Origin of the sequence: Paenibacillus polysaccharolyticus (assembly GCF_900102085.1) — a bacterium.
Taxonomy (GTDB): domain Bacteria; phylum Bacillota; class Bacilli; order Paenibacillales; family Paenibacillaceae; genus Paenibacillus; species Paenibacillus polysaccharolyticus.
On sequence record NZ_FMVM01000001.1, the window covers coordinates 197,041 to 209,832 of the forward strand.

Consider the following 12,792-nt stretch of genomic DNA (forward strand, 5'->3'; position numbering starts at 1 on the left):
ACCACACCTCATTCATTAATTGAGATTCAAGCTGTGTTGTCATAAATCCAGTCTCTGTCTAGCTCATTACCCAGATGCCGCCAGCCCATATGGAAAGAACGGTGATAAACGTTTGATAGACAACATCCATTATCAAATTGCCGATACTGTCCCCATCTGCCTTGCGATTCTTGATCATGACATAAGTATGTGACCACAGACCACTCAAACCATATATGTACATCGTAACCAATACACCCACCCAGAAGTTCCCTTGAAACCAGATCGCCATAATACCCATAACGCCAAGTCCGACTTGCGAGAATCCATATTTGACCTGAAACGGTCCTCCTGGCCAACCTAGCATTTTGGCTGTCTGTTCTGCTCTAGCAATGTTAACCACGTAACCAATAACACCTACAAGTCCAAATGTAACCACAAACTGATGAAGCAATAACACTCTGCTAATCTCGCTCATTTCGCCAGGGAAACCGAGCATCCAAAGATGGATCGTTCCTGAAATAAGCCCAAATAACCATAAAACCAAAAACCACATCGCTGTTTCACTCCTGCCAATTTGTTATTTTGGAATCATTTGTAACTAAATGGATTAATTTGTAGATACCCACATTATATAATCGCTTTTACATTTGTCAATTCGTACATAATTTTCTATTTTGTCGAAGGTTTTACCATTTCCCTTCTCTTATATGCAATGAATCTATCGTACTTAGTTCTATATAACTTGAAATTTTTGGGTCTTATATACCATTTTTACATATATTCAACCAATATATGTTTCTTTTTTAACACTCCAAAAGAACCACCTCTCATTTATTCCATAGTCGAAAAAATTTAATAACCATTGGTTGATTCCTTTTACCCATATATTCAGACTACTTTAGTCGTCTTTATAGATATTAAAATTTGACAACACTTTATTATGTAACTATTATAGTTACATAGATAAACACTTTCGTTTCACACATCCACAGCCATTCCTTGGAGGTGGTATTGCCTTAATACTCCATAGGTGCGCTGTACATACACGATTGTTCAACAATGACAATGAAGCTGCTAACGATGCAAATGTTGCAAACCACATTTTAGGAGGAAACAAAATGAAATTGTTAGTTACAGGCGCTACAGGTAAACTTGGTTCACTGGTTGTTGACGCATTGTTGAAGACAAACGCTGCAACAGACTTAGCTGTTAGTGTTCGTTCACCAGAAAAAGCAGAAGCATTGCGCTCGCAGGGTGTAGACGTTCGTCATGGGGATTTCGATCAACCGGAAACGTTGGAGAAAGCTTTTGCCGGTGTAGACCGCCTGCTACTGATCTCCACAGACGGTGATAACGAGACACGTATCCGTCAGCACCAGACTGCTGTTCAAGCTGCCAAAAAAGCAGGTGTCGGTCATATCGCTTATACAAGTGTGGTCAACGCCAAGCATAACCCACTCTCTCTTGCTGAGGTACACCGCAAGACAGAACAAACGATTCGTGAGTCTGACATCCCTTATACGTTCCTGCGTAACAATTGGTACCTTGAAAATGAAGCTGGCAGTGTACAAGCCGTAACACATGGTGCTCCTTGGGTACATGCCACGAATGACAGCCAGGTTGGCTGGGCTACTCGACGTGATTATGCTGAAGCAGCAGCTGCTGTACTTGCAGGCGAAGGACATGAGAACAAGGTCTATGAATTGTCTGGTAAACTGCGCACACAAGCTGAGCTTGCTGCCATTGCTGGTGAAGTGTTGGGGCAGGAGATCAACGTGCAAAATGTCGACGATGCGGCTTATGCGGACATCATGAAAGGTGCAGGTTTGCCTGATTTTGTTGTATCCATGCTGGTTGAAATGCAAAGCGCTATTCGCCAAGGCGCACTGGCTGTAGAGAGCGATACATTGGAGACATTGCTTGGGCGTCCAGCTCAACCGTTAAGCGAAGGTTTTAAAGCTATTTTGGGTAATTAAATTCGTCATGTTGCCCTCACGGTAACATACAGGATATAGAAAAAGGGTTGTTCCATACGTCACATGATGACGGGGGACAACCCTTTTCGTATACATTATTATGGAGCTCTTCGAACAAAACTTACACATTCTTTAACCTAACTAATCGATTAACCTTGCTCAATATAACGCGATGGAATCACATCAGCCAGCCAAATACTCTCGTTGCCATGGTAAAAAAGAACACCCTCACGTGCGGCCTGCCCTGCCTTAACGCGTAGAATAACAGGCTGATCATCTCGCCTTTGTCCAACTTGACGTGCCGTATCCATATCAGCCGATAGATGCACATACTGCCGTTGCCGTGGCTGCAAACCGTGCTCCATGATGGAGGACACAGCACGTACGGGTGTACCGTGATACAACAATTCGGGAGGCTGTGTAGCTATTTTGGATATTTTTTGCGGAGTAGAATGACCATAAAGTGCACGAATTCGTCCAGCATTGATCTCGTGCCGCTTTTTATTGGAGACCGCAATCATATGTTGCAGATCATCTTCTGTTACATTACGCCACCCCGGGCTTTCGTGCAAAGCGACGAGCAATTGTGAAATCTCGACCCATCCCTCTTCATCCAGCTCAAGCTCGTATTCCCATGGCGCATGTCTCAATGCATAGGAAAGCTCTTTGCTCAGTTTCATGTAGTCCATGTCTCTCACCTTCCCACATCTATCCTTGTTGCTGTACTGCCGCCAAAATCTCTTGAATATTACTTGCCAGCGCCTCGTGATCCTCCTGCGCAAATTGAACATGTCCGTTAATACCGCGATGAATAATCGTATTCATCACTGGATGAACCTCATCATTGGATGCAACACGAATCAGATCGTCTGCAAAATCAACTGCCTGTTGTTCACTGTAATTAAACGGTTTGATCAACATCCGAATGCTCAGCGCATGAGCCTGGGGTTCGGCCAGCCGATCACGATGAGTAATGCTGTACACCGCACCAAAACCAAAAGCGGCGAGCACTTGACGTTGCAGTTCTGTCGTTTCTGCGAGTGGTGTGCCGATTAACTCACAGACCTGATCCACCATCTGCTCCAGTTCATGGGCTGCTGCTGCCAAAATAACATCATTCTGATCATCCTTGTTCATAAAATCATTCATATCCATATTCTCCGTTCTATCCTTTATTCCATATCGGGGACGGCAGATGTTTGAAAGCCTCTTGATGGATACCCGCACGATTCAGCGCTTTTCGCAAGCGAGTAGCAACTTCCATGAAATAAACTTCAGGTACCCGATCCCCTGCAAGCTGCTTCAATAGATAATCGTTTTCCAGACCTTGATACAGTGGATGCAAATCTTCGACTAATATTTGCTTCATATCTTCATTCGTAATCCTGGCCGTCATGCTACATTCATTGACGAGTGTCTGCAGCGTATCTTCTGCAGCCTGCTTGTCATAGGACGGGTGAGATACGAGATACTGCAGATCATATAGATCCTTGAACCTCGGTCTCACAATCGTCTGATGCAACTTCCAAGCGACTTGAGTGGACAGCGGAACCGTGTAGGGAACTACAAAAGGCTCACCTCTTAACGGTTGGTAGTTTAACTCCACAGGCTCTGCATCCAGCTTCAGATTAAATGAAATATCAAGAAAAAGCTCATCTTCGTACCGATTCCCTTCACTGGACTCACTCTGGATCGCATAGGCGATATCGGTATTCACCGTTGGAAAGTCATCATCCATTGCGTAATCAATTTCACGCCAGAATGCATTCTCCCGAAAGCTGCGAAAATGGACTCCATCATTCAGATCAAGTTCGGTCACCTGAATCATCCAATCCGTAAAAATCTGCTTGGCCTGATCCGCATGTTCAATCGTACCTTTATACAAAAAGTCGATATCCTCAGCATAGCGCAGACTCGGATTCTCCAAGTACTGTCTCGTTAACAGGCTACCTTTCAAAATAAAGGATGAATGGACTAGCGTAGCCCGTTTCAATAACGCTTCCAAAACAATAATTAATCTCTCGTCTTCATTGAAGCGATGTATGGGTATTTCATTCCCGTTTCTCGTCACAACTGTTCCTCCAATCTTATCTTAAACACATCAAGCTGGTTCAATCAGATCCAGCCCCGATCCAACTCTTCCCGAGTATCATATATACACAGCTCATATTGTTGCTTAATTAGTTCAATTTGATTGCTTTGCAAAATGTTATGAATTTCCTCGACGCTACGATAAAAATGATCTGCATGCTCATACTCACGCACAGTTACAAACCTTATACTGCCATTCTTATGGAGCGAATTACGGGAGATATGCCCCTCTGTCCCCGCACATATATGCTTCAGCCTATTCACATCTTCGACTTGAACCTTACCATGCCACTCAAAATAAGGTCTGGAATGAGGCACTATCGGTTGCTTGAAAAACCGTTCCTCCTTAGCCGGTATCTCTACTTTTGTACGTACCACAGTGAACCCGTTATTCCTAAATGTTATTGAAATCTCTTCAATGATACGCTGTACATCCTGAAAATCCTCGCTATGGACAATGCCCGTAATCATGGGTTGATGGATGTGCTCTCCCTGATCGAGTTCGATCAGGACCGGTTTTACGTTCTCTTCTTCACAGATACGGATAAAAGTTTGCTTTTCTTGCTGGCTCAGGTCACTTAGGGTAACATGAAATTCAAACTCCATTCGTTCACAACCTTCTTTCCTCCAACGTGCTTATACTAGATTAACTCTACCTTTATTATAGTAAAACCCAAAATAGTAAAAAAACCAAATCTTCTCTGCAGATAGAGTCGATTTGGTCTACTTTAAACACCACAGCTACATACGCAACAAAGTCATACTCTACTTTCATTGAAACTCACCACGGTCAGGCCGTCTCATGTTGGTTCTTCGGCTCCGGCTCATAGACTTGAGTATGCTCATTTTCCTCATGCATCCACTCCACCATACCTGGTTTGCGAACCTTCCACACCAAGGCCTGAATGCGAAGTGATCTTCTCACCCAAAACAGAGAGGTACAACGCTTCTCCGAACGCACCATAAGTCCCCAATGAATGACCCGGGCAAGCCACGGATTGACATATTCATTGTGCTTGCGGACGGAAGGCAATTCATCTTGGAACAAACGTTGCTTCACATCCATAGGCGGCTGACCACAAGTCCAGTAATGAAGCAAGGCAGACAAACTATAGATATCTGACATGGGTCCCTGAACTGCTTTCTCGGAATAAAATTCAAGCGGCGAATACCCTTTAGAGGTAAAAATCGCCTGTTTTGCTCCGGTCTGCATCGGCCAGCGCACAGCCGCACCAAAGTCCAGCAATTTGGGCGTGCCATCCTCCATCACCATGACATTGGAAGGTTTGACATCCCGGTGGAGAATGCCTTGTTTATGAATGTAATCCAGCGTATCCACGAGCGGCAGTAGCGTATCTGTAATAAACTCGGGTTGCAGCGCATGGTTACGCTCCTGTAAATAATCGGTCAAGATCATGCCGGCGCAATATTCTGTGACCAGATATCCCGTATCATTGGCCTCAAAATGATCCACATATGTAATGATGTGAGGATGATTAAGAGATGACAACAACTCACCCTCCTGAAGAAATACAGATAACAGTTCATGGAATTGTCCGCCGTATCCTCGGGATGCACAAAATACATTGCGCTTGTCTGTCTGACGCGCAGCAATCCGATGGGGGAAAAATTCCTTTATAGCGACTTTGGCACCTGTATGCCGATTCCGCCCAACATACACAATCGCTAATTCACTACTAGTCAATACCTGTCTTACCTGATATGTATCATTCAAAATGACATTGCGTTGCAAAGCCATATTCCAGTTATTTTTTCTCATCCCAAACCTCTTTTCAAGCTTGTCGATCGGAAGACTTGCCGCATAACGACGAATTTGATCCTTGAACTCATCGGAAATAACTCCAACCAGACAGTCAAATCATCGCTAACCATCTTTATAAACCATACACCACCGTTTGAAACATTTTTCTCGCGGAAAGTGCATTTTCGTTCAAGCTTCCGTTTTCTATATCGAAGATGCAAGCACTCTTCTATACATAGTATCGACAAAAGGGGCAGTTTCGTTAATCTGTTCGTAAAAATGCGAACTGCCCCATGTTCCTATGTTAATCGCCTTTAATAATGCTTATTTAAAAATTGCTGAATCTCCTCATTCATCTCTCTTAGTACATCCTGAGAAGGGAAGTGGCCTGTATCATATTTAATCGCCTGTACATTCGGAATAATTTTCTGAGCACGGTCAATGCACTTATCTCCTGGGAAAAAGACATCCTTCTCACCGACCAGAAGTAGTGTAGGCGAGGTATAATTTTCAAGTTCTTCTCTCTCTGCGAGTTTGGGTAAATCCTGCTCCAGACTGACATATTTGAATATTTTGCCGATCAAGTTTTTATCTGCTTCCTTCATACAATGACATGACAGGTTATCCGTAATCTTTTGCAAAGAAGCTGGCGAAGAAGTCATACGATACTTAACGAGTGGAAGTGTAATATCATGGGCAGTTTTCATTCTGGAGTTGACCGCAAGACCCGCGGGAGCTACCAGCACCGAGCATGCAATACGCTCCGGAATATAAGTAGCCAATCTCAGAATGATGCCGCCGCCAAATGAAGGACCAATGAACGCACTTTGTTCAATATTGTAATGATCCAGCAGATCGGATACCCACATCGCCAAGCTGTCAAAACGAGCCGAAATACTCGTTTCCTCGCTGTACCCGGGATGGCCGATCGTATCCGGCGCAATAATCCGATAGGATTGAAATAATGAAGAGAACCAGGACAGAGTCATTGGATTCACACAATTGCCACCCTGAAGAATAAATAACGGCTTGCCATCTTCCGGCCCAGTCAGCAACACATGTGTTTTCCCAAAACGCGTCTCCACATACTCTCTTGTAAATCCTTCACCCAGCTCACTCAAATAAATTTCGTATTCTTCCAGAATACTGCTCTTGCCTTCTTCACTTCTATAAATGGAACTCATGTCTGCCTCCTGCAATGTGTACTCATCTCACCTGTTCCAGTGATCAATAGCCGGAATCCCGGCCCAAAAAGATAAAGAGGGCCTGTTAAAATGACAGGCTCCTCCATATGTGCGACTTATCATATGCTGATGATTATAGAATGGAAATTGGAAATTGTAAATATCGTTTCTAATAGACATGCTTATCTTTTTTTAACTCGAGCAGAAGTGTCACTTTCGGCCATAATCCGCCTTGATCTCGCCCCACTGTTTCGTCTGCCATTTGAGCACTTTATTCGTGTACGTATTCGTGCGAAGCCACTGCTCTGCCCGGTCAATCATCAACCAGATTTCTTCCGTTGAGTTGTCACGTGGCAGTGTTGTCGCAACTTTTTTTTGTTTCAGCCATTTCATCGCATTCACCGAATCGGTGTAGACCGTTTTATTACTACCTTCTTTTTTGAGATAAGCCAGCGCATGCACAATCGCCAGAAACTCTCCCAAATTGTTGGTGCCTTTCGAGATCGGGCCGACGGAAAAAAGCACCTCACCTGTGCGGGTATCCACACCTTTATATTCTACTGGTCCTGGGTTGCCTCGTGTGCCTACGTCAACAGAGATGCTATCATAGTCCACTTCCTCGGACGTCTCCATCCCGGCACTTCTGCCGCTGCTGCCTGACTTGGACTTGGAAGCGCCACCTGCACTTGAACCCCAGTTCCCTTTCCAGCCAGCACGATATGCTGCTTCGGCAGCTGCCTTGGATTCATATGATTTATATTTGGCTCCGGCATATTGATCTGTCTGTGCTTTGCACGCCGCCCAAGTATCATATACGCCGGGTTGCTTCCCTTCCCATACCACGTAATATTTCTGTTTTGCCATGCGTAACCGCTCCTTTGTTTACTGCATCAATACCCTATTGTAAACGAAGAGGTGGTTGAAATGAAAGTTCGTTATTCGCCTCAGCGCCAGAACAGAGGTATAACCAGAACGGATGAATTAAGTATACTCCCTCTCATTCCAGAACATTCTAATAAACAGAGTACACACACCGGAAGAGAAAGGATGCTGTGCATGGATTGGATCTGGAAATCCGTCTTACTTGTTCTCATTGGCATGATCCTGCTGCGAATCGCAGGTCGCAAATCGATCTCACAGATGAGTGTTGCAACAACCGTTATTATGATCTCCATTGGAACCACGATTGTGCAGCCGATTGCCAACCACGAATTAGGGAAAGCCATTGGCTCAGCAGCCGTGTTTATTGCAACCTTGCTCATCGTAGAGCAGCTACAGATGAAATATAATTTTTTTGAACGTATCATGAGCGGACGCTCCAAGGTTGTTGTGGAAGATGGTAAAGTCATCATTCCGAATCTGAAACGAATGCGTTATACGATGGATCAGCTAGAGATGCATTTAAGACAGGCAGGAATTAAAAGTGTAGAGGATTTGCAGACTGCGACGGTCGAACCCAACGGGCAACTCGGGTATGTCCTGAAACGACACGCTCGCCCAGTGACCGTTGGCGATCTGGAAGATATTTTGCGTAATTACACCATTACAACTAAACCTGATACGGATCTACAACACAATTTCAGTAAACAAAGGCCCACAGAGACGATTACGAGTTCAACGGACATTTTCGAAGAGGTCATCAAAGGAGATCACACTCACCCTGTTAGTCCCAAACTTCAATAGATACACTTTTTACTATAAACATTAGCGCTTTTCATCGTCCACCTTGGTAACCCGTTTTTCTATTACTCAAACAAGAGTTTTTTCCACTTATATGAGTCACTTGACATTAGTTTGATATCAAATTATATTACAAGTATGAAAACAAGAGATGCTGTTTCACTTATATCCAAAATTAAAGAGAAAACAAGTCGTTTTATTTTGACCGAAATGACAGCACAGGGTATTCACGATCTGGCTACCTCTCATGGAGATATCATCTACGCACTTTACAACCATCGGCGCATGACCATGGCGGAGATTGCCAAGAAAATTCGCAAAGATAAATCGACAGTAACCGCACTTGTGGACAAATTGGTGAGAACCGGATACGTTGCCAAAGAACGAGATACAGGCGATTCCCGTATTGTTCATGTGGCGTTAACTGCCAAGGGCGAAGCATTACAACCGATCTTTGAGGATATTTCACAGCGATTGCTGGATACCTTCTATACGGACGTTACAGACGTTGAGAAAAATGAACTGCTTCGCATTTTGATCAAAATACACGATAACTTTTAATTTTTTTTGAATTAATAGTTTGATATAAAACTAATTATCAGGGAGGATTTATTATGATTGATTACACACAATTTTTACCTGTACATGAGGTAGAGCGAATGGGTAAACATGAACTTCACGTTGAAGTTTACAGGGGAAATCGAAATCAAGGATCAGGCACAACATCGATAAGCACGCCTCCTCCGCTGTTATTGGTTCACGGGGCATACACAGGTAGCTGGATGTGGAGTAAGTATATCCCCCACTTTGTAGAGCATGGATGGACTTGTTATGCAATGAATCTCAGAAGCCATTATAGAAGCCGGGTGATGGACATGACTCGAATTACGGTGGAGGATTATTTGGAGGACATTCGTGAGGTACTATCTCTGTTTAATGAACCACCTATATTGGTGGGCTTCAGCATGGGCGGCATACTTAGCCAAAAGGTTGCGGAAACCGCTGACTTGGCAGGTTTAATAATCATTGACACCAGTATCAGCAGAGAAGTCCATGATGCTCTCCCTTACCCCCTGGCGGATCGAATAGAACCAGGAATAATTATGCCAGCACCTCTGCGCGAGGAGAACGAAACGATCGATGAAACCGCAGAGGATATCGCTTTTCAACGACACTATCTGCAAATGGAATCGGCAAAAGCATTTCGAACCTTCTCCGCACTCTGCGGGGCAAAAGGGATATCCATTGATGGAAGCCTGATTACTTGTCCCGGTCTGGTGATCAAAGCTGTGTTGTCTGAGGACGAGGAACAAAGAGGCCGATTAACCGCGAAGCAACTAGGAGCCAGTTATGTTGGGCTTTGGGGTACAACACATACAGGTCTACTTGTGGGTCAGCGATATAAGGAAGCTGTAGATGTGATTCTGGAGTGGCTTGATTCCAATTATTCGGGTAAAAAAACGGGCTGAAAGAGAAGAGCAACCTCCTTGGAGATTGCTCTTCTCTATTCTCTATTCTCTATTCTCTTTCCTTATTCCCTTACTTCTTAATACTTATTTACTTAGTTCCTTAGTTCCTTAGTTCCTTAGTTCCTTACTCCCCAACGGGTGTTCTGCTTCAATTAGAATGAACATTTCCCCTTACTGCTTCGCTCTTTTCTTGATCATATAAATAACTGAAACGATCAGGAACCATACGGGTGTTACAAACAACGCCACCCTTGTATCCTCTGCGAGCGCCAACACAACGATCACAAAAGCCAAGAACGCCAGAATTAACACATTGGAAAATGGATATAGCGGCAGTCTGAACCGACTTTGACGTGCCAGTTCGGGTTGAGTACGCTTATATCGCAGATGGCAAATCACCATGATTCCCCAGACAAATATAAAACACACCGTTGACACACTGGTAATCAGTGTGAAAACTCCTTCGGGCATGATGTAGTTCAGCACAATCGCAATAAAGATCACAATGGTGGAGAAAAAAAGCGCATTGGCTGGAACCTTTCTTTTGTTTACACGTGCAAATGAATCAGGGGCATTTTGGTCTTTGGCCATAGAATATACCATACGGCTTGTACTGAAAATAGCGCTATTACATGCCGATGCGGCAGACGTCAGCACGACAAAATTAACCACTCCGGCTGCCGCCGCAATCCCTACCGCCGCAAATACCTGTACAAACGGACTTTCGGTTGGCACAATCGCACTCCACGGATAGATACTCATAATAATCAGCAAGGCTCCCACGTAGAAAAGCAACACTCGAATGGGAATCTGGTTAATAGCTCTCGGAATGACTTTCTCCGGATTTTCCGTTTCTCCTGCGGTCAGCCCCACCAGTTCCATGCCTACAAACGCAAACACGACCATCTGAAATGATATGATGAAACCATGCATCCCATTCGGAAACCAGCCCCCATGGCTCCAGAGGTTCGTGAAGCTTGCAGCACCCTGATCTGTTGTAAAACCTGTAAAGATCATATACAAACCGACCACGATAAGTGCCAAAATAGCGATAACTTTAATCAAGGCAAACCAAAACTCCATCTCTCCAAATAGCTTGACCGTAGCCAGATTCATGCCCAGCAAAATGACCAAGGCAATCAGTCCCGGCATCCATTGAGGTACGTTCGGAAACCAAAACTGCGTGTATAAACCAACAGCGGTAATATCCGCCATCGCGATAGATATCCAGCAGAACCAATAGGTCCAGCCCGTAATAAACGCCGCCATATTTCCCAGGTAATCACGCACGAAATCCACAAAGGAGTGATACTGTAGATTGCTCAGTAACAACTCTCCAAGTGCTCTCATAATGAGGAATAATACGATACCTGTAATGATATATGCGAATAGGATCGATGGGCCGGTGAGTTGAATCGTTTTGCCCGCTCCGAGAAACAATCCTGTTCCGATCGCCCCTCCAATCGCCATCAACTGCACATGCCTGTTCTTGAGTCCTCTTGTCAACGTTTCTTCCTGCATGGTACACCACCACTCTCTTTCTGCTCATGCTCTCTGTGATGCAAAAAATAATATACCATCTAATATATAATAATCTTCGCTGAATACCTATCATTACTTTTCATTATTGGATATGGGAAATAGATCCTCCCTCCACGGGGTTTCATTGTAATTGAATATGAAATATCAATTCATGTAATCTCATTTCCTTCTTTATCCGTATATAGTTCACTATGTAGAAATACGTTAGAGCACGTAGATGCATCAAAATTTCATTTTCAATACATCTCGTGCTCAGAAGAATTGTACATCCACCATAAAAGGGCCGCCCCTCACAACGAAAGGCAGCCCTCCTGAAACATAAACACATACATGTTTAGTTCACATCTATTTTTGCTTATAGAACTCATGGTAAAGCTTCATCAACGCCCGCTTCTCAATTCGCGAAACATAACTGCGTGAAATGCCAAGCTCCTTGGCAATCTCGCGCTGCGTGCGCTCTTCTCCCCCGGCTTCCAGGCCAAAGCGGCCAATGACCACTTCTTTCTCCCGATCATCCAAAATGTCGAGATTGCGATAAATTTTGCTTTTTTCAATTTTAAGCTGCACACGATCTACCACATCATCGGCTTCGGTGCCGAGGATATCAATAAGTGTAATTTCATTTCCTTCTTTATCCGTACCAATGGGGTCATGCAGGGATACGTCTTTACGTGTTTTTTTCAGGGATCTGAGATGCATTAAGATTTCGTTTTCAATACATCTCGCTGCAAATGTCGCCAGCTTTGTGCCTTTGCCTTGCTGGAAGCTTTCGATCGCTTTGATCAATCCAATCGTTCCAATGGAAATCAGGTCTTCCTGATCTTCGCCGGTATTGTCAAACTTCTTGACGATATGCGCCACAAGACGCAGATTGTGTTCAATGAGCAGATTGCGCGAGTGGGCATTGCCTTCAGCCATGAGGCGCAGGTGTTTGGCTTCGTCATCCTCAGCAAGCGGCTGAGGAAACGCATTGTTTTTGACATATGAAACGAGTAACGTTAATTCTTTGATGAACAGAGCTATTGCGGTAAACAATCCGGGCACAGATGACACCTCCTGCAGTTTTACAACGATCTGGCCTGAGCACATAAGGGAACAGGGTCGAT

14 protein-coding genes are annotated in these 12,792 nt (G+C 44.2%); 4 read left to right on the plus strand and 10 right to left on the minus strand.

Going from position 1 to position 12,792, the window contains the following annotated elements:
* Positions 1-58 precede the first annotated feature (58 nt).
* Positions 59-535, minus strand: coding sequence for a DUF6790 family protein (locus BLQ13_RS00810; RefSeq protein ID WP_167375605.1), 477 nt, complete (start codon positions 533-535; stop codon positions 59-61).
* A 565-nt stretch (positions 536-1,100) separates the two neighbouring features.
* Here BLQ13_RS00810 and BLQ13_RS00815 point away from each other — a divergent pair.
* Complete coding sequence (locus BLQ13_RS00815; RefSeq protein WP_090914999.1) at positions 1,101-1,958, plus strand: SDR family oxidoreductase; 858 nt, start codon at positions 1,101-1,103, stop codon at positions 1,956-1,958.
* 149 nt (positions 1,959-2,107) lie between these two features.
* On the opposite strand, the gene BLQ13_RS00820 is transcribed toward BLQ13_RS00815, so the two are convergent.
* The 7 genes from BLQ13_RS00820 to rnhA all read right to left on the minus strand — a co-directional run bounded on the left by BLQ13_RS00820 (position 2,108) and on the right by rnhA (position 7,859).
* Positions 2,108-2,647 carry an RNA 2'-phosphotransferase gene (locus tag BLQ13_RS00820; protein WP_090915001.1) on the minus strand — a complete coding sequence of 180 codons (540 nt, stop codon included), beginning with the start codon at positions 2,645-2,647 and terminating at the stop codon, positions 2,108-2,110.
* A gap of 19 nt (positions 2,648-2,666) precedes the next feature.
* Entirely contained in the window at positions 2,667-3,107 is a 441-nt protein-coding gene (imm48, locus tag BLQ13_RS00825; protein ID WP_090915003.1) for an Imm48 family immunity protein, read from the minus strand.
* A 16-nt stretch (positions 3,108-3,123) separates the two neighbouring features.
* The gene (locus BLQ13_RS00830; protein ID WP_244159161.1) at positions 3,124-4,029 is read right to left on the minus strand and encodes a nucleotidyl transferase AbiEii/AbiGii toxin family protein; all 906 of its coding nucleotides are present in this window, start codon (positions 4,027-4,029) and stop codon (positions 3,124-3,126) included.
* Between the two features lie 44 nt (positions 4,030-4,073).
* Positions 4,074-4,655, minus strand: coding sequence for a hypothetical protein (locus tag BLQ13_RS00835; RefSeq protein ID WP_090915005.1), 582 nt, complete (start codon positions 4,653-4,655; stop codon positions 4,074-4,076).
* Between the two features lie 184 nt (positions 4,656-4,839).
* Positions 4,840-5,829 carry a serine/threonine protein kinase gene (locus BLQ13_RS00840; RefSeq protein WP_090915007.1) on the minus strand — a complete coding sequence of 330 codons (990 nt, stop codon included), beginning with the start codon at positions 5,827-5,829 and terminating at the stop codon, positions 4,840-4,842.
* Positions 5,830-6,125: 296 nt separating this feature from the next.
* Positions 6,126-6,995, minus strand: a complete 870-nt coding sequence (locus BLQ13_RS00845; protein WP_090915009.1) for an alpha/beta fold hydrolase — start codon at positions 6,993-6,995, stop codon at positions 6,126-6,128.
* A 210-nt stretch (positions 6,996-7,205) separates the two neighbouring features.
* Positions 7,206-7,859 (minus strand): ribonuclease H, encoded by a 654-nt coding sequence (gene rnhA / locus BLQ13_RS00850; RefSeq protein WP_090915011.1) that lies wholly within the window; start codon positions 7,857-7,859, stop codon positions 7,206-7,208.
* Between the two features lie 192 nt (positions 7,860-8,051).
* Between rnhA and BLQ13_RS00855 the strand changes: the two genes are divergently transcribed.
* The 3 genes from BLQ13_RS00855 (at position 8,052) to BLQ13_RS00865 (ending at position 10,144) form a co-directional block, all read left to right on the plus strand.
* Positions 8,052-8,678, plus strand: a complete 627-nt coding sequence (locus tag BLQ13_RS00855; protein WP_244159162.1) for a DUF421 domain-containing protein — start codon at positions 8,052-8,054, stop codon at positions 8,676-8,678.
* A 111-nt stretch (positions 8,679-8,789) separates the two neighbouring features.
* Positions 8,790-9,236, plus strand: a complete 447-nt coding sequence (locus BLQ13_RS00860; RefSeq protein ID WP_244159163.1) for a MarR family winged helix-turn-helix transcriptional regulator — start codon at positions 8,790-8,792, stop codon at positions 9,234-9,236.
* Between the two features lie 53 nt (positions 9,237-9,289).
* Entirely contained in the window at positions 9,290-10,144 is an 855-nt protein-coding gene (locus BLQ13_RS00865) for an alpha/beta hydrolase family protein (protein ID WP_090915012.1), read from the plus strand.
* A gap of 171 nt (positions 10,145-10,315) precedes the next feature.
* On the opposite strand, the gene BLQ13_RS00870 is transcribed toward BLQ13_RS00865, so the two are convergent.
* Complete coding sequence (locus BLQ13_RS00870) at positions 10,316-11,665, minus strand: amino acid permease (RefSeq protein WP_090915014.1); 1,350 nt, start codon at positions 11,663-11,665, stop codon at positions 10,316-10,318.
* Between the two features lie 366 nt (positions 11,666-12,031).
* Positions 12,032-12,730: an RNA polymerase sporulation sigma factor SigK gene (sigK, locus tag BLQ13_RS00875; RefSeq protein WP_090915017.1), complete on the minus strand. Its 699-nt coding sequence runs from the start codon at positions 12,728-12,730 to the stop codon at positions 12,032-12,034.
* Positions 12,731-12,792: the final 62 nt, after the last annotated feature.